Origin of the sequence: Cobetia sp. L2A1, from assembly GCF_009796845.1 — a bacterium.
Taxonomy (GTDB): Bacteria; Pseudomonadota; Gammaproteobacteria; order Pseudomonadales; family Halomonadaceae; genus Cobetia.
Genome location: NZ_CP047025.1, coordinates 891159 through 909148 on the forward strand (window position 1 = coordinate 891159; position 17990 = coordinate 909148).

15 protein-coding genes and 1 tRNA gene are annotated in these 17990 nt (G+C 57.6%); 7 read left to right on the plus strand and 9 right to left on the minus strand.

The features are described from left to right. Positions 1–101: 101 nt before the first annotated feature. The gene (ydiJ, locus tag GQR90_RS03850) at positions 102–3302 is read right to left on the minus strand and encodes a D-2-hydroxyglutarate dehydrogenase YdiJ (RefSeq protein ID WP_158772958.1); all 3201 of its coding nucleotides are present in this window, start codon (positions 3300–3302) and stop codon (positions 102–104) included. 355 nt (positions 3303–3657) lie between these two features. On the opposite strand from ydiJ, the gene GQR90_RS03855 reads away from it, so the two are divergent. The 5 genes from GQR90_RS03855 to GQR90_RS03875 all read left to right on the plus strand — a co-directional run bounded on the left by GQR90_RS03855 (position 3658) and on the right by GQR90_RS03875 (position 10091). Next, a complete protein-coding gene (locus GQR90_RS03855) occupies positions 3658–4530 on the plus strand; it encodes a pyrroline-5-carboxylate reductase family protein (protein WP_158772959.1) in 873 nt (290 codons plus the stop codon). Positions 4531–4789: 259 nt separating this feature from the next. After that, positions 4790–5167, plus strand: coding sequence for a fluoride efflux transporter CrcB (crcB, locus tag GQR90_RS03860; RefSeq protein ID WP_158772960.1), 378 nt, complete (start codon positions 4790–4792; stop codon positions 5165–5167). A 136-nt stretch (positions 5168–5303) separates the two neighbouring features. Next, entirely contained in the window at positions 5304–6581 is a 1278-nt protein-coding gene (gene serS, locus GQR90_RS03865) for a serine--tRNA ligase (protein ID WP_158772961.1), read from the plus strand. A gap of 198 nt (positions 6582–6779) precedes the next feature. After that, positions 6780–7985, plus strand: a complete 1206-nt coding sequence (gene cobA / locus GQR90_RS03870) for a uroporphyrinogen-III C-methyltransferase (protein WP_325064288.1) — start codon at positions 6780–6782, stop codon at positions 7983–7985. A gap of 276 nt (positions 7986–8261) precedes the next feature. After that, positions 8262–10091: an acyl-CoA dehydrogenase C-terminal domain-containing protein gene (locus tag GQR90_RS03875; RefSeq protein ID WP_158772963.1), complete on the plus strand. Its 1830-nt coding sequence runs from the start codon at positions 8262–8264 to the stop codon at positions 10089–10091. Between the two features lie 138 nt (positions 10092–10229). On the opposite strand, the gene GQR90_RS03880 is transcribed toward GQR90_RS03875, so the two are convergent. Both GQR90_RS03880 and GQR90_RS03885 read right to left on the minus strand, forming a co-directional pair. After that, entirely contained in the window at positions 10230–10772 is a 543-nt protein-coding gene (locus GQR90_RS03880; RefSeq protein WP_199269468.1) for an Mpo1 family 2-hydroxy fatty acid dioxygenase, read from the minus strand. A gap of 222 nt (positions 10773–10994) precedes the next feature. Then, a complete protein-coding gene (locus GQR90_RS03885) occupies positions 10995–11447 on the minus strand; it encodes a nucleoside diphosphate kinase regulator (RefSeq protein ID WP_158772964.1) in 453 nt (150 codons plus the stop codon). A 219-nt stretch (positions 11448–11666) separates the two neighbouring features. Here GQR90_RS03885 and GQR90_RS03890 point away from each other — a divergent pair, with 219 nt between their 5' ends. Together GQR90_RS03890 and GQR90_RS03895 are read left to right on the plus strand one after the other, a co-directional pair. Continuing rightward, complete coding sequence (locus GQR90_RS03890; protein ID WP_158772965.1) at positions 11667–11993, plus strand: YnfA family protein; 327 nt, start codon at positions 11667–11669, stop codon at positions 11991–11993. Positions 11994–12112: 119 nt separating this feature from the next. Beyond that, a complete protein-coding gene (locus GQR90_RS03895) occupies positions 12113–12484 on the plus strand; it encodes a hypothetical protein (protein WP_158772966.1) in 372 nt (123 codons plus the stop codon). A 294-nt stretch (positions 12485–12778) separates the two neighbouring features. Here GQR90_RS03895 and GQR90_RS03900 read toward each other — a convergent pair. From GQR90_RS03900 to bioB, 6 genes are all read right to left on the minus strand, one after another. Then, positions 12779–12863: transfer RNA gene (locus GQR90_RS03900), tRNA-Leu, on the minus strand. A gap of 123 nt (positions 12864–12986) precedes the next feature. Continuing rightward, positions 12987–13757: a dethiobiotin synthase gene (gene bioD, locus GQR90_RS03905; RefSeq protein ID WP_158772967.1), complete on the minus strand. Its 771-nt coding sequence runs from the start codon at positions 13755–13757 to the stop codon at positions 12987–12989. 10 nt (positions 13758–13767) lie between these two features. Beyond that, on the minus strand, positions 13768–14595 hold the full coding sequence (locus GQR90_RS03910; RefSeq protein WP_158772968.1) for a methyltransferase domain-containing protein: 828 nt from the start codon (positions 14593–14595) through the stop codon (positions 13768–13770). 1 nt (position 14596) lies between these two features. Then, entirely contained in the window at positions 14597–15388 is a 792-nt protein-coding gene (locus tag GQR90_RS03915; protein ID WP_158772969.1) for an alpha/beta fold hydrolase, read from the minus strand. Next, entirely contained in the window at positions 15376–16707 is a 1332-nt protein-coding gene (bioF, locus tag GQR90_RS03920; RefSeq protein WP_267902043.1) for an 8-amino-7-oxononanoate synthase, read from the minus strand. The genes GQR90_RS03915 and bioF overlap by 13 nt, the downstream gene beginning before the upstream one ends. A gap of 6 nt (positions 16708–16713) precedes the next feature. Further along, positions 16714–17919: a biotin synthase BioB gene (bioB, locus tag GQR90_RS03925; RefSeq protein WP_158772970.1), complete on the minus strand. Its 1206-nt coding sequence runs from the start codon at positions 17917–17919 to the stop codon at positions 16714–16716. Positions 17920–17990 lie beyond the last annotated feature (71 nt).

Here is a 17990-nt window from a genome sequence, read left to right on the forward strand (position 1 = left end):
CGCAGCCTAGCCGCTGATTTCGTGTGATGCAACGCCGAGTTGCCTGACCGATGACGCTGATGCCAACCCCGCCAAGCTTTGCAGTGACGGGGATCTATCGGCTACTGCACACGACGCAGCAGCGGTAGCAATGACTGCAGCGGATGCGGCAACTGGCTGTCCGAGAATCGTTTGCTCTGGCTACGACACGAGTAGCCGCTGGCGACCAGCTTGCCTTGATTCGCTTCATCCTCGACGACCGATTTCCACGACAGGTCATAGATGGTGCGTGAGGTGGCAAGGTTGCGAGCCTCATGCCCATAGGTCCCCGACATCCCACAGCAGCCGGTAGCAATGGTCTCGAGATTGAAGCCAAAGGCTGCGTAGACCTGCTGCCAAGCCTTGGCTGAGCCAGGAGCATTGGTGCTTTCGGTACAGTGGCTCAAGAGCTTCATGCCCGGGTCCATCTTGCGCAGTGCTGCCTTGGTGACTCCGGCAGGCAGCAGCTTGCGTAGCGTGATCAGCCACTCCTGTAGCAGCAATACCTCGGGCACCGCATCAGGGCCCAGTGTCTTCACATATTCCTGACGATAGGTCAGCGTCATTGCCGGATCGATACCGACCAATGGCACGCCGAAGTCAGCCAATGTCTTGAGGCGCTCAGCCTGACTGCGTGCGGTACGCATGAAGGCACCGGTGAAGCCCTGCACCTGCAGCGGTTTTCCATTGGGTTTATAGGGCGCGACGAAGACGTGGATATCGAGCCGCGACAGTAGCTCAATGATGTCGATGACCAGCTGAGCTTCGAAATGGCTGGTAAAGGCATCTTGAACGATGATGACGCTTCTGGCTTTTTGTGACGCGGTCAATCGGCCCAGCTGAATCGGAGTTGCTTCGCTGACGCCCCAGCTCTTGAGCTGCTTGCGCAGACTGGCACGAGACAGGCGTGGCGCATCCACCATGCCAATGGGACCTGCCATCAGTTTGCTGACCAGGCGATTGGCCAGTAACGCGTTATATAATGGCGCGACGCGCTCGGCCCACGGCAGCATGAATTCGAGGCTGCCGATCAGGTAGTCGCGTAGCGGGCGCTGATAGCGATGGTGGTAGACCTCAAGGAAGCGGCTTCTGAAATCAGGCACGTTGACCTTGATCGGGCATTGCCCCGCACAGGACTTGCATGCCAGACAGCCGGCCATCGCGTCATAGACCTGCTGATCAAAGCCTTGTTCGTCCTTGCCTGAACTGCCTGAGACGGAGCGCCGTGCCTTGAATGAAGCCCCCAGCCGTGCCGGCAGGCGTGTCAGCCACAGGCCCACGCCCTTCAAGCCTGGCGTTCGCGCCGCCTGGGCTTCAGCCAATACATCGCGACCCGCATTGCCTTCAAGACGTAGCCATTCGCGCATCAGGCTGGCGCGTCCCTTGGGCGAGTGAATACGCTGACGCGTCGCCTTCCACGACGGGCACATGGCGTCGTTGGGATCGTAGTTATAGCAGGCACCATTGCCGTTGCAGTAGACGGCACTGGCGTATTCCTGCCACACGCGTTCATCGATCTGACGATCGAGGTCGCCGCGCATGGTCACTTCATCAATCCGCATCAGTTGCGGGTCGAACTGAGAGACACTGGCTGTATCGACATCCTTCTCGGGCTGGTCCGCGCCATCAGAGGCAATGACGGACGTGGCCGGACGCGGTGAGGCGATCTTGCCCGGGTTGAGCTGATTGTGCGGATCAAACGCGGCCTTCACTTCCTGCAAAGCCTCATAGAGGCTGCCGAAGAAGCGCGGCGAGTATTCGGAACGTACGCCCTTGCCATGTTCGCCCCACAGCAGACCACCATACTTGTGGGTCAGCGCGGCCACTTCATCGGAGATCTCGCGAATCATCGCCTGCTGGGCAGGGTCTTTCATGTCGAGTGCCGGACGCACGTGCAGCACGCCAGCATCGACGTGACCGAACATGCCATAGCGCAGGCCGCGTGCATCCAGCGCTGCGCGGAATTCGGCGATATAGTCCGCCAGGTGCTCCGGCGGGACGGCGGTGTCTTCCACGAAAGGCAGCGGGCGAGCTTCCCCCTCGACATTACCCAGCAAGCCCACGGAGCGCTTGCGCATGCCATAGACACGGCCGATCTGGGCACGGCCGCGTGCTTCGGTAAAGCCAAGACGTTCGACACTGGTATCGCTGGCAAGGTGCTCACTGAAAGCGCGCACCTTGGCGTCCAATTCATCTTCTGAATCGGCATTGAATTCGATCAGATTGATGCCGCCAATGGGCGGTGTGCCTGTTTCGCTGGCGGGGAAGAACTCTTCGACGCTATCCCACACGAAATCCTGCATGGCGAGATTGAGGACAGTGTCGTCCACCGTCTCGATGGAGGTCGGGCGATTGTCTTCGACGGCCATCAACGTCTTGGCGTCACGCAGCGCATCCATGAATCCGGCATAGCGCAGGTTGATCAGCGTCGAGCATGGCGCGATGGGCAGGGCGTTCAGCTCCGCCTCGACGATGAAACCCAGCGTCCCCTCGGCACCGCACAGCAAGCTGTTGAGATTGAAGCGACCATCGACTTCGCGCAGGTGGGCGAGGTCGTAACCGGTCAGACAGCGATTGAGAGGCGGGAAGATATCGGCGATTTCCTCGGCGCGCCCGTCAGCGATGGTACGCGCGGTGCGATAGACCTCGCCGACACGGTCATCACGTGCACAGAATATCTCAAGCTCGGCTTCGTCGATGGCGTGGCTGTGCAGACGCGTGCCATCCAGCAGCACACTGTCGAGCGCCAGCACGTGATCACGTGTCTTGCCGTATTCACAGCTGCCCTGGCCGGAAGCATCGGTATTGATCATGCCGCCGAGGGTGGCACGATTGGAGGTCGAGAGCTCCGGCGCGAAGAATAAGCCATGTGGTTTGAGGGCGGCATTGAGCTGGTCTTTCACCACGCCCGCCTCGACGCGCACGCGACGGTTCTCGACGTCTATCTCGAGAATACGATTCATGTGTCGTGAGATATCGACCAACACACCATCATTGAGGGACTGGCCATTGGTGCCGGTGCCACCACCGCGTGGTGACAGCGTGACACCAGCAAAGCGTATCTCATGAGACAGGAGGGCGATGCGTTGCACGTCCTCGGCATCGCGGGGATAGACCACAGCCTGAGGCAGGATCTGATATAGCGAGTTGTCGGTCGACAACACGGTGCGGTTGGCATAGTCCGGACTGATGTCACCGGCAAAGCCTGCATCACGCAGGGCGGCCAGGAAGTCCAGATAAAGCGCGTCGACGGGGGCAGGCGTATTCAGCAGGCGTTCAGTCATGATCTCGCTCGGGCAGTGAGTCGCGTCAGGCAGGCCACAGAGGCCAATGTGCCTAGCTTACCTGAGCTGATCGTGTCGCCCCAGCCCGCCAGGCAGTGAATATCTGTCGATACGGGATAATTCGGTGAAGGAGATAAGGACTGACTACGCTTGAGATAAGCGCCATCCAAGACGCGTCATGCTCTTGTCACGCAGTGCAGATGGTTGATCATCCTGTCAATTATCGCTATCTCTTTATCGTGTTTCTATGCCGTATAGCCGTTATGGCTGTACTTACCGTGACTATTGGCGTCATCTGGTGTTTTCCCGTATCGGTGCTGTTTCCTTTTCATGCTGGGTCATCAGGAGTTAGCTCATGGCATCGCCTTCCTATTCCTCCCCTTGTCATCGCGAGTCTCGCAGTCCCCCTATGCGCCTTGGCGTGCTGGGAGTGGGCGAGCTGACAGAATCACTGCTGGTGGCACTGGCACGAGGCAGTCAACGTGAAGGGCGTTCGCGACACGATCTTGAGTTCCATCTTTCACCGCGTAATGACGTGCGTAGTCATCGCCTTGGCTGGCGATTCGGCGCTGTCCGTCATGTCAGTAACGTTGCCGTCTGTGAGGCTAGCCTGTGTCTGCTGGTGGGCGTGCGCCCGGATCAGCTCGAACCCTTGGCCAGTGAGTTGCGTGAGGCACAGATACTGAAGACTGATCATCACCTGATGGTGACGGCAGCAGGTGTGCCACTGGTAGATTTACAGCGCTGGTTCGCACCGGCTCGCGTGGTACGGGTGATGACAGGGCTGGCAGTGTCGGAAGGGCAAAGTGCGCTGACGCTATACCCTGAAGACCTGCTGACTCGTGATTTACTGAGCCCTGCGGTCAAGCAGGTGATTGCTTTCGAAGAGGAGTCTGCCTTCGAGGCCAGTATGCTGGCCGTGTGTATCAACGCCTGGCAGATGGCGCAGCAGCAGGCATTGCTCGACTGGTTCCAGACGGTACCTGGCATGAGCGGTCCGCAGGCCAGGCAACTATTGATGGCGCAGATGCGTGATGCGTTGGCGTTGATGGAAGCCCACCCCGATACCCCGCCCGGCGAACTTGCCTCACGCATTGGGACACCGGGTACCTGGACAGCACGGGGTCTTGAGCAGTTGGGAGGTAGTGAGGGGGCACATCGTCAGTGGCAGAATGTCCTTGAGCAATTGAGAGATGAGCTGCAGGAGGCGCGTCCGAGCAAGAGCTGAAAACAGGCTGCTCGTGCATGCCAGGGTTATTGGTCTGCCTGGCTCACTGCTTTTGTCGGCTACGGGGCTGGGCCAATGTGCTGGCGCCAGCAGCGTTGTCTTTTATCGAACCCTTCTTTCGTGTCGTTTTCGTTCCCCGCGCTACGGGTTTTTCCTACAATAGGACTTCGACCTACAATAGGGCTTCGATATGCGCCCTGCGGTATGTGGGGGAGAAGACCGTGCGCGGACCGATACGAAGACAAGGCGAATACGACACATGGGAACCTGGTTGGCAGTAGCAGCGGGTGGTGCTCTCGGCGCCTTGGGACGATATTTGGTCAGCGGTTTGATCACCGGCGCCGCTGGGCGCGGTTTTCCGTGGGGAACGCTGGGCGTCAACCTGGTCGGCAGTTGCCTGATGGGCTTCCTGTTCATCTGGGTGACTCAGGAGTTGAAGCTGGCACCCGTATGGCAAGCGATCATGGTGGCGGGCTTTACCGGCGCCTTCACGACTTTTTCGACCTTCGCGCTGGAAGCTCTCAATCTAATGATGAGTGGCCGCACAATGGCGGGTCTGGCGTATATCGCCATCAGTGTAGTGGCCTGCCTGGGGATGGTGGCGTTGGGCATGAAGATTGCGCGGGTATTGCTCTAAGGGGTCTCAATGCCACGTGACGGCTTGTCGAGGCTCGCTGCGGCTGCGAAGTGAGGCTTGGCTGAGGTAGACTAGGCCGCAGAACCTTTCCGCGCCGCCTTGCGGCATGAGTGATCCGACGAGAGAGCCTTCCCACATGCTGGACCCGAAACTTCTGCGCGCTGACCTTGAAGCCACTGCCGAGCGCCTCGCACGTCGCGGTTATCAGCTGGATACCGAAGCCTTCGCTGCGCTGGAAGCGCGCCGTCACGACCTGCAGATCGAGACTGAGTCACTGCAGAACGAGCGCAACACCCGCTCCAAGTCCATCGGTAATGCCAAGGCCCGCGGTGAAGATATTGCGCCGCTGCTGGCGGAAGTCAGTGACTTGGGTGAGCGCCTTGACGCTGCCAAGAAGGAACTGTCGGAGTTGCAGGGCCAGGCTGATGCGCTGGCTGCCAGTATCCCGAATTTGCCGAATGCTGATGTGCCACAGGGCGCTGACGAGAATGACAACGTCGAGCTGCATCGCTGGGGGACACCGCGCGAGTTCGATTTTGACGTGCGCGACCACGTGGACCTGGGTGAGCTCAAGGGACAGCTGAACTTCGAGCTGGCGGCCAAGGTGACTGGCTCACGCTTCGCGGTCATGCACGGTTCCATCGCACGCATGCACCGTGCACTCGTGCAGTTCATGCTCGATAAACAGACGTTGGAGCACGGCTACGAAGAGTTTTACGTGCCCTATATCGTCAACCGTGAATCCTTGATGGGCACCAGTCAGCTGCCAAAATTCGAGGAAGACCTGTTCAAGCTTGATGATGATCGTGAGTTCTTCTTGATCCCGACGGCGGAAGTGCCACTGACCAACATGGTGCGTGACGAGATTCTTGATGTGGCTAGTCTGCCGCTCAAGTTCACCGCTCATACCCCGTGCTTCCGCAGTGAAGCGGGTGCCTATGGTCGTGACACCCGTGGCATGATTCGTCAGCATCAGTTCGACAAGGTCGAGATGGTGCAGGTAGTCGAGGCCGACAAGAGCTACGAGACGCTGGAAGAGATGCGCGGCCATGCCGAAGCTATCCTGCAGGCGCTGGAGCTGCCGTATCGCGCCGTGACGCTGTGTACCGGTGATATGGGCTTCGCGGCTGCCAAGACTTACGATCTGGAAGTCTGGCTGCCGAGTCAGAATACCTATCGCGAAATTTCTTCCATCTCCAACTGCGAAGACTTCCAGGCGCGTCGTATGCAAGCACGCATGCGTGTTGAAGGTCAGAAGAAGCTGCAGCTGGTACATACGCTCAATGGCTCTGGTCTGGCCGTTGGTCGTTGCTTGGTCGCCGTGCTGGAGAATTATCAGAACGCCGATGGCTCCATCACGGTACCGCAGGCGCTACGTGGCTATATGGGCGGTGTCGAAACGCTCAACATCTAACCATGTCGGGTATATCTGTCTATCGCTGAGCCTGAAAGCCCTCACTTCCTTTGGGAAGTGAGGGCTTTTTAACGAGCAGGCTCAACATCCTCTTGGGTGGTTATGCTTATTGGTTATTTTAATGAGTGTTTCTTATGCTCTAAAATGCCAATCACCAGAGGCTGCCTTCCAGCCTTGCAAGCGTTTGTGGATATGCTCATGGAATTTCTCAACCTCTCCTGCGACCCTTCACGACTCCAGCTTTGCCTGATTGGCGGCGGCCAGGAGGCACTGGCACTGGCGGAACGCTTCGCTGGTCTCGGTAGCGATCTTTGCGTGTTCGGTGACGCACGAATGCCGGCGCTGGAAGCGCTGTGCGGGCGAGAAGGTTGGGAAGTGGCCGATACATTATTGCCAGTGCCTGCGCCGAGCCAGCTATGGCTGGTGGCTACGGGGAGTGTCGGGCGTGATCGAGGCATCTTGCGTCACGCACGTGAGCAGCAGGTGATGGTCTTTGCGCCACGCCATCCCAGCGATTCCAGTGTACGTTTGCCACCTCGTCTGGTGGCGGGAGAAGCAGTGTTGCCTGTGAAGGAAAGCGATAATTTCACCGGTACGCGTGGCCAGGTAGCGCTGGTGAGTGCTGGGCCGGGTGATCCGGAGCTGTTGACGCTCAAGGCATTACGTCACCTTCAGCAGGCGGATGTCATTATCCACGACCGTCTGGTGAGCCACGAGATTCTGGCGTTAGCTAACCCCCAGGCACGTCGGCTTTATGTGGGCAAGGCGCGCAGTGATCACAGCGTGCCTCAGGAAGGCATCAATCAGGCGTTGGTAGATTACGCGCGTGCTGGTCACCGAGTCGTGCGCCTCAAGGGTGGCGATGCCTTTATCTTTGGCCGAGGAGGGGAAGAGCTGGAAACACTGGCCAGCGCGGGAATAAGTTTCGAGGTGGTGCCGGGGATTACCGCGGCTTCGGGCTGTGCGGCCTATGCCGGTATTCCACTGACGCACCGCGATCATGCGCAGTCAGTGCGCTTCGTCACGGGTCATTTGAAAGATGGCAGCTGTGATCTTGACTGGGAGTCGCTGGCACGTCCGGCGCAGACGCTCGTGTTCTACATGGGTCTGGGCAGTCTAACGCTGATCTGCGAGCAGTTGATGGCCAATGGCTTGGCTGCCACTACGCCGATTGCGTTAGTGGAGCAGGGCACCACTGCACGCCAGCGGGTACATGTGGCGACGCTGGCTGAGATGCCTGCACAGGTGGCTGGTAAAGGGCTTAAACCACCGACACTGATCATCGTTGGCGATGTGGTCAGCTTGCACGACTCGCTCAAATGGTTCTCTCCGACGGTTACCAGCAGTTTGGGTTGGGAAGACGGCAAGCACCCGACGCCACTTGCGCAGATGCAGACTGCCTAAGGCTGACAACCCGTTTCAGAGCTAATGTCTCAACGCCGTCACGGCTATTCAGCGTGGCGGCGCTTTGCGTTTTAGTGGTGCGACTTATCTCGGTCGTTATCTTCATTGTTGTTCATTCAATACTATTCACTTCGTCAAGCTGTCGTGCTTGGTTGTGTTTTCTTGGTCCAAGGTCGAGATGACGTGAGGTGGGATTGCGCCTATTGTTTCAAGCAATCGTTTGAATGTGCTGCGAGAAAGCATCGCCGCTGCCCCACTGTTTGCGAGGAGAGTTACATGGCCAAGTATCAGGCACCGCTCAAGGATTCACGCTTTATTCTCAACGAGGTGTTTGGCGCCGAGCAGGAGTGGGCTGGCATGGCCGCCACAGAGGAGGTGAATGCTGAACTGGCTGAAGCGATTCTCGAGGAAGGGGCGCGGGTCACGCAGGCCGAACTACTGCCACTTAATCTGAGTGGTGATGCTGAGGGTGCGCGTTTTGAGGCTGGCAAGGTCATCACGCCCAAAGGCTTCAAGGAAGCCTATCGTGTATTGGCCGAGGGTGGCTGGATGGGGTTGGGGGGTAACCCTGAATATGGTGGTCAGGGTATGCCCAAGATGCTGACCGTGGCCTTTGAGGAGATGCTTTACGCGACCAACACTAGCTTCGCGCTTTATCCTGCGCTGAATGCCGGTGCCTGTCTCGCGATGGACAGTCATGCGCCCGAATCCGTCAAACGCGTGTTTTTACCGCGTATGTACGCCGGTGACTGGCTCGGTACCATGTGCCTGACCGAGCCGCATTGTGGCACCGATCTTGGCTTGATTCGCACGCGTGCCGAGCCACTTGAGGGTGATGATGTTCTGCTGGGCTTACCGCGCTACCTGATTACCGGAAGCAAGATCTGGATTACCGGTGGTGAGCACGACATGGTCGATAATATCGTGCATCTGGTGCTGGCCAAGTTGCCGGATGCCCCCGCGGGTACGCGTGGTATCTCACTGTTTCTGGTTTCCAAGCATCTATTGGATGCCGCGGGAGAGCCAGCGGAAGCCAATGCGGTGACCTGTGGTTCCATCGAACACAAGATGGGTATCAAGGCCAGTGCGACCTGCGTGATGAACTTCGATGGCGCTGAGGGCGTATTGATCGGCGAGCCGCACCAGGGGTTGGCCGCGATGTTTACCATGATGAACTATGAGCGACTGTCTATTGGCTTGCAGGGGCTCGGGTTGGGCGAAGTGGCCTACCAGAGCGCAATGGACTTTGCCGCTGAGCGCCTGCAAAGCCGCGCGCCGAGTGGCGCTGTGGCTCCCGGTAAGCCGGCAGACCCGATTCTGGTGCATCCCGATGTCAGGCGCATGGCATTGGAAGTTCGCGTCTGGAACGAGACGGGGCGTGCCTTTGCGGTGCTCGTGGGCCAACAATTGGATCGCGTAAAATATCATGGCGATAGTGAGGTGAAGGCGGCGGCTGATGATCTTGTGCAGTTCTTGACCCCGGTGGCCAAGGCATTGCTGACGGATCGCGGCTTTGATGCGACCGTCATGGCTCAGCAGCTTTACGGCGGCAATGGCTATTGTGTCGAATGGGGGGCTGAGCAGTATGTACGCGATGCGCGTATCGCCATGATCTATGAGGGCACCAATGGAATCCAGGCGATGGATTTGGTGGGGCGTAAACTCTATCGTAATCGTGGTGCCTACGTGACCAGCTTTGCTGAAGTGGTGCGTGCCGAGTTGAGTGCACAGGATGATGATGTCGATACTCAGTGCTTTGCCGAGGCATGTCAGCAGGAGCTTGAGCGTCTGGAGCGTGTGTCAGACCAACTGATTGACCGCGCACAGGAAAATCCCGATGAACTGGGTGCTGCTGCCGGTGATTTTTTGTATCTGACCGGGCTCTGTATTTATAGCTATCTATGGCTGCGTATGGCGCGTGCCGCAGCGCGTGGGCTCAAGGAGGAGGGCGCCTGCGGTGATGGCTTCTACCGACGCAAGCTGGCGCTAGGGGACTACTTCATGAGTCGTATCCTGCCGCGTGCAGTAGCGTTGGAAGCACAGATTGCGGCGGGTGCTCCTTCCTTGATGGCCTTCAGTCTCGAGGATTTCACCCCAGAGCAATAAGGTAGGGCAGCCTGAGGGAGCCGTCATTCCGTCATGAAAATGCTCGTCGATATTTACACGTCGACGAGCATTTTCATGACAGGTGCTTTCTGTCTAGTGGGGCTCTGGCTAGTGGGGCTCTGGCTAGTGGGACTCTGGCTAGTGGGACGTAGGCGTATCTTGCTCCAACAACCAGTAGCGCAGAGTAGGGAATAGCTCAACGAGTACGAATAACGGGCCAATCAGTAGCTGGCGGATATCATCAAGGAACGCAGGCTTGCGACCCTCGATACGATGTCCAATGACTTGTCCCGCCCACGCCAATACGAAAAGCGCCAGCATCAAGGGCACGACTGGCCATTCGAGACCGAGCATGGCAAACATCACTGCCAGGCTTGCCAGTGTCCAGATCAGCATGACCCCCAATGCCCGTAGCGAGTAGCGCGCATAGAACACCAGTGCTGCCAGTGTCAGCACGCTGCCGGGTATCATCCAGACACCTAGTCCGGGTTCGCTGGACATCCCCTGTCCGCCGAGTAACCGCCACAGCAAAATGAGAGTCGCGGTAAAGATCAGCGGTACACATATCAGGTGGATGCGTACATTGTCGGGATGCTGGTGGCTGGCTGCGTAGTGGTCAAGTGCTTCAGGCAGGCGACGCCGAACGGCAGAAGACATCTGTGGATGTGAAAATGTGCTCATAAACGACCTCTGGGCCAATACCGAGAATGCCCCGCTCGCGGATGTGGCGCAGCAGGAGTTTTGGCGAGATGGCGTCAGGCGTGCTCAAGCAGTGGCATGTTTGGATAACATGCTCATATGGCGTAATCAGCTGGCAGTATTATCGACGTTCACGTCAATAGCATAGCTCAGCCCTCGAGTAAGGGTAGCGCGGGCTGAGCTATGGGGACCCCTCAGGCGGGTCTAGAGATGAAACATGCCGCAGGCTTCCGGCTGATGCACAATGGCGTCGATGCGAATGATATCGCTCTCGCCATCGTTCTCCGGCAAGCTGATGCTCTCTCCTATCGCCAGTCCCAGCAGAGCAATACCTAGCGGAGACATGATGCACAGTGGCAGGGCGGCCTCCTGTTTACGGGGCGCCGTTATGCTGCGGCTGATCTCCATCCGTTCTTCATGAAGAGGATCAGGATAATGCAGAATCCACTCGCTCTCGCCAGAGCGTGAACCGGAGAGTCGCAATTGGCTGCGCATGCTGACGCGGTTGGCGGGGAAGTCGTTGGGGGCAACGATTTCGGCCTGAATCAACCGGCTTTCCAGCCGGGTAGCGAGTTCGTCATCCTGTTGATGACTATCGATCAGACGCTGCAGGCGGTCAGCATCCAAGCGGTTGATGATCAGGCATTGCCGTGTCATCCGAGTTTTCCTTGTAAGCGAGTTGCAGAGGGTTATCCACTGCAAGACGGCGCCAATCCTGGCTTTCTTTCGAGTCATGGCAGAGTGTGCTGCCGGCATGGTGCATCTGCCAGCACGTTATCCGCTAATTTATCCTAGCGGCTTTTGTCTGTGGGCGGGAGTCGTCTGAAGCCGACAGCTGGCGGGTTGCTGTCATCTTTTCTCAACAGAGATCAATTCATGTCACTCCTGTGGATCTACCCTCTCGCGGCACTTGCAGAGATTGCCGGTTGCTTCAGTTTTTGGGCCTGGTGGAAGCTGGCGCGCAGTCCGCTGTGGCTCATTCCCGGCTTGATGAGCCTTGCTCTGTTTGCTTGGCTATTATCACTGGTAGACGTGAGTCAGGCTGGACGCGCCTTTGCCATTTATGGCGGCGCCTATATTGCGGTCTCCGTTATCTGGCTGTGGTTGGTGGAACATCAACTACCAAGCCGCTGGGATATTCTTGGGTCTGCCATCTGTCTGCTGGGGAGTGTCATTATCGTCCTCGGTGCTCGAGGGCAGTGACACACGCTCCAGGATGATGGGCTTCTTGCGCGATAAGTATGAGAAAATTAATTATCGGTTATACTCGCTGGCAATGAATAACAATGATGCTTTTTAGATCAAATCACCGAGGCGCCAAGATGACGAGTGAATTACTGTGGGGAGTGGGCGGCCTCGTGGCCGGGATTACCATGGGGTTTCTTCTAGGGCGTTTTCGTCCGCGGCGCGATGAGTGGAATCAGGCAGTGGGCCCACTGATCTCTGCGTTGGCACAGGCAGAGCCGCGCGTGGCGCGTGGCGAGATGCTGGAGCTGGAATCAACACAGTTGGAGGCTTTCCGTCAGATAGCATCACGTGGTGACTTCTATAAGTTCAACAGCGGTATCGAGTACGTGAATCATCAGTTGGCTACCGCTCAGGCAGTACATCGCGATCGACAGCAGCAGCAAGCGCTCCTGGATAGTGCCTGTTTGAGTCTGGCCACGTTACAAAACAGGGTGCGTCGTCGCTGAGACCAAGGCGTGTCGAAGATGTTGTGCCACAACTGGAGAGCCCAGGGCTGGTAAATCGAGAACCGCTTAATCTGGAAATGATGAGGTCAAGGCGTATATAGAGGTAAGGCTTGGTAAGGACGAACAAAGCAGAAATGACTGGCAAGCAATGAGATTCGAAAGCAAGCAGTGGTAAAGCAGAGGTATTCTGAAGAGATAGTGCTGGGCCGTACGTCACTGCAATAGAGGATATTGCAGAGGATAAACCAGGTTGCGCGATGCATTACCTGAGAATCATCAGCGTTTTACTGCTGATGGTGCGGAAGGGGGGACTCGAACCCCCACACCTTACGGCACCAGAACCTAAATCTGGCGTGTCTACCAATTCCACCACTCCCGCTAGAAGCTGGTCAGTATTCTACCTACGATACCTTGCAAGTCAATCGCTTGACTGCATTGTTGGCCAATATTTTTTCCAATATCTCATGACAGTTCAGTCTTCTACCACTCACTCTTCTGCCACTCAGTCTTCAAGGACGTGCTCGCTTCGTGATTCCAGGCCACAGGGCAGCTGCAGATAGCTGGCAGCACGCTCGGCTGCATGTCGACTGTCGCTCATGTCGTCTCGCAACCAGGGCACTACTCCTAGACACGGGACTCTTAGCGTGCGTGATAGCGTTGCCATGTTGTCTTCACTGACTTCGATATCGGCTTCGAGATGATTGATGACATAGCCCGCTATTTCGAGGCCATCGCGCTCGATAGCTTCCAGCGTCAGGCGAGCATGATTGATACAGCCGAGTCTCAATCCCACCACTAGAATTACCGGCAACCCGAGTTGGATGGCCAGGTCAGAGAAGTCTTCCACATCGTTTAGGGGCACTCGCCATCCACCAGCGCCTTCCACCAACGTAAAGTCGCGCGATGCCGTGATCATCTGATGGCGGATATGCGTCTCTATGGCAGCCGCCTCAAGTACCACGCCGGCCTGACGCGCTGCGATATGTGGTGCTATGGCGGGAGCGAAGCGCCAAGGGTTGATGGCTTCATAATCCACTGGTGGTGTGCACTGTGCCTGTAATGACAGGGCATCGGCATTGACCAGCCCATCGTGATTCTCGAAGCAGTCCGACGCCACGGGCTTCAAGCCTTGAGTCGTAAGGCCACGCATACGTGCACGTGCCAATAACGCGCTGGCGATGAAGGTCTTGCCGATTTCGGTATCGGTACCGGTGACGAAAGCGGCGATACCATGACTGGTGGAGGAGGGAGAGGAGATACCCTGAAGGGACATTTTGTTGCCTTTATGCAAAGTTTATTCGTTTTTCGTTGCCGTAATTGACAGGTTTTTCGAGTATTAGTTCAATGACGCAATAGCTAACAGGTAACCCCTGTGTGGTGCGAAGTGTCTCATGGCGCGATCGAGCATGCTGTAACTCAGTGCGTAACAGACGGCGGCCAGTGGCCATTTGAGCGCCAATGCCCTTGATGGAGCCCATGACGCTAGCGAAGTCAGGATAATGAAAGACATGCTGCTGAGTACGCCATTGACAGGCAAGACCTATTGACGTCGCCAGCGTGTTGAGGCGCTCTGCAGAGGGAAAGTGGCGCACTGAATCATCGTTGCGTTGCCAGGCGTGCCGTATTTCGCGCAAGGTGCCAGGGCCAAGCGTATTGATAAAGGCCATAGCGCCCGGACGTAAGGTGCGAGCGAGTTCACTGAGCCATTTTTCTGGCCTGTCGCACCACTGCACGGCAAGGCTCGAAAATACGAGGTCGAGGCTGTTGCTTGCCAGTGGTAGTTGTTCGGCATCTCCACGTAACCAGCGAACCCCGTGATGGTCAGTGATGCACTCATGCGCGGCCTTCTGCAGCATGGCCATCGACAGATCCAGTCCCAGACAGTAGACGAGGGGGTAGCGCGCGGCTAGTGCACGGGTCCAGTGCCCCGGTCCACAGCCTAGATCCAGGACTCGAGAGTAAGCTGGCAGATGTGAAGGCAATGCCTCGAATAACGTGCGTGCCATCACGTGCTGTGCTTGCGCTAGCGTGATGTAGTCGGCAGCGCCACGATCGAAGGCCTGTGCAATACGAGTGCGTGCCGGCGGCAGAAGGTTGGGGGTGGCTTGCATGTCAGTGGCTCCCATTCTTGCCGGTACCACTCTGATTGCCGCCAGCTGCCATTCGCTTCAGCAGTGCTTCTGCTATCGCCTCATGATGGCTCACGGGTAGGCAGTGGCCACCATCAAACTCTGTCACATGATGGCCCTGCTCGCGTAATACCGCGGTCAAGCCAGGCGCTAGCAGTGGATCATGCTTGCCCAGCCAGAATTCCTCCTGCTGTGAAAGCGCCATGGTCCGGCTGGCGAGTTCAGCCAGTCCTGCTGACAACACCTTTGGCGAGTGACTCGTCTGTGTGCCGATCAGTGCGCGTAATTGCTTCAGGCAACCAGGGGCATCGGTCTCGCCACTTGCCTGCCAGCGAAGAAAATGTTGCCAGCTGGCCTCGGGCGAGCGAGTGAAGGCATTGGCGAAGGTCGTCAGCGTATCGGCTGGGAGAGCCGGAAATGTCGTCTGTATGTCTGATGGTGATGACTGCACGAAGTGCGGGCCCATCGCCAATGAGATTCTCGCACCAGGTTTTTGCTCTGCTGTCAGCGAAACTGTGAGTGCTTCGGCGCGCAGAGCACCCAGTGACCATCCTAGCCACAGGCTATGTGCGCCTCCCAATTCTGACAGCAGAGCTGTATTGGTTCTGGATGCTGGGTGCGGCCAATCTGGCGTCAGAATCTCGAGTGAATGGCCGTGAGGCAGTGGCGAAGCGTGAGCATCAAGGAGAGAAGTGAGGCTCGAGATCAGCGGCTGCCAAACGCGAGCATCGACTCCCCAGCCACTGAACAGCACCAGGCGTGTCATCGCGGACATGACGTCTCTCCCGCTGATTGCTGTTCTTGTGCAAGTATCTCGGCAAGCGCTTCCAGTAGCCTATCGACATCTTCTACTTGGTGAGATGCCGAGAAAGTACAGCGTAGACGTGACGTGCCTGGCGGTACCGTTGGTGGCCGAATGGCGGATACCAGGATGCCGCGCGATCTGAGTGCTCCGCTCCATGCCAGTGCGCGCGCCTCACTCCCCAATAACAGCGGTTGAATCGGTGTGAGTGGGCTATCGATAATGTCTATACCGGCAGAGGTATCTCCGGTGAGTCCCAGGGATAGCTCTCTCCCTGTGAACAGGCGTTGACAGCCTTTGCGAAACTGCTGGACACGTGCCTGCAAGTGCGCGCGCCGTTCGGGCTCACGCTCGACGATGTCGAGTGCTGCCAGAGTGGCAGCCGCAACATGCGGTGGTTGTGCCGTAGTGTAGATATAGGGTCGGGCCAATTGAATCAGGCTTTCGATCAGCGTCTCGCTGCCTGCCACGAAAGCACCAGCGCTACCGAGAGCCTTGCCCAGCGTACCGACTACTATCGGAACCTCCGCCAACGAGGTCTCACGACTGACTAGCCCCTCGCCCTGTTCTCCCAGCACGCCGATGCCATGAGCATCATCGATCATCAGCCAGGCATCGTGTCGTTGGCACAATGCGCTTAGACGCTGAATATCGGCACAGTCGCCATCCATGCTGAAGACGCCATCGCTGATCACCAGCCGGTCATCAGCGCGTGAGCGTTCTAGCTGGCGTTCGAGATCGGCAAGGTCACGATGATGATAGCGCCGTGAACTCACCGAGGTCGTGTTCGATGACGCCAGTCGTGCACCGTCCAGCAGGCTGGCGTGATTGAGGCGGTCATGGAATAGATCAAGCGTGCGCCCAGCCGCTCGGGAAGCGCTGGCCAAGGCATCGATGACGCCAAGGTTGGCCATGAAGCCGGTGGAGAACAGTAGCGCGCGTGGTCGGCCAGTGAGAGTGGCCAGTCGGTGCTCAAGTGCGTGATGTGACCGCTGATGACCATTCACCAGGTGCGCGCTACCACTGCCGACACCGTACTCACGAGCCGCCGCGCACGCTGCTTCAATTAATGCGGGATGCGCCGCAAGGCCGAGATAGTCGTTGGCTGCGAAATTGAGCAACTCTGACGTACTGTCATCGGCAGTGACGAGCCTGATGTGCACGCCCTGGGCCGAGTCGAGTGTCAGGCGCTGACGATAACGGTCAGTCTGCCTGCGAGTAGCGAGCAGGCTATCCAGGTGCGCGAAACTTGCCTCTGAGTGTTCACTCTGGGCTGAATCAATGGCGTCCACGATGGTTCAGACCACCATGCCGCATGGTTTACGTTCGCGAGCATGTCCATTGCCCGAGGCTGGAGTCGCTTCCTGCGTGGCGTCATAGAACAGACTGCCTTCCACGTTTGTGCGGGCTTGCGCTTCCATGGCGGCCTTGAGTGCGGCTTCACGCACCTCGTCACTGGCCACTTCGTCGCGCTTTTCAGGGTGCAGGCCGAGACGATTGAACAGCTCGCGGTCACGATTGGCCTGTGGGTTACCTGTCGTCAGCAGGCGCTCACCGTAGAAGATGGAATTGGCACCGGCGAGGAAGGCCAGTGCTTGAGTAGAGTCATCCATCTGTTCACGGCCGGCAGAGAGGCGTACATGGCTCTTTGGCATCATGATGCGCGCCACGGCGATGGCACGAATGAACTCGATCGGATCGAGGTCTTCCACATTTTCCAGTGGCGTACCCGCGACTTTGACCAACATGTTGATGGGCACGGATTCCGGTTGCGGTTGCAGGTTGGCTAGCTGACGTAATAGGCCTGCGCGGTCGGTGGTAGTCTCGCCCATGCCAAGAATGCCACCAGAGCACACCTTCATTCCCGCCTCACGTACACTCGCCAGTGTATCGAGACGTTCGCTATAACTGCGCGTCGTGATGATCTCACCATAATATTCCGGCGAGGTATCCAGGTTGTGGTTGTAGTAGTCAAGACCGGCATCGGCCAGCTTCCTGGCCTGCTGAGTGTCGACCATGCCTAGCGTCATACAGGTTTCCAGCCCCAGTGCTTTCACCTGACGCACCATCTCGGTAACGACTGCCAGATCACGTTCGCGTGGGCTCTTCCAGGCTGCACCCATGCAGAAGCGGCTAGCGCCGGCATCCTTGGCTGCCTGCGCCTGTTCGACCACCTTCTGAATCTCCATCAGTTTTTCTTTACCTAACCCAGTGTTGTAGTGACCAGACTGTGGGCAGTACTTGCAATCTTCGGGGCAGGCGCCGGTCTTGATGGAGAGCAGGGTGGATATCTGTACGGCATTTACGTCGAAATATTGACGATGTACTTGTTGTGCACGGAACAGCAGGTCATTGAAGGGCAAGGCAAGTAGCGCCTCTATCTCTGCGACGCCCCAGTCGTGGCGCACCGGTACATCAGCATCTGTACTGGTAAAGGTACGGGCTGCTGTGACGGCTGCTGTATTCGCAGCTTGCGTGTTCACGCGTGAGGCTTCTACGGTCATGAGATAGAGATCCTTCTTCAGGCAGGGCGAGGGCAGCGCAGATCTCTTGATCGGTCCTGTACATTGATCAA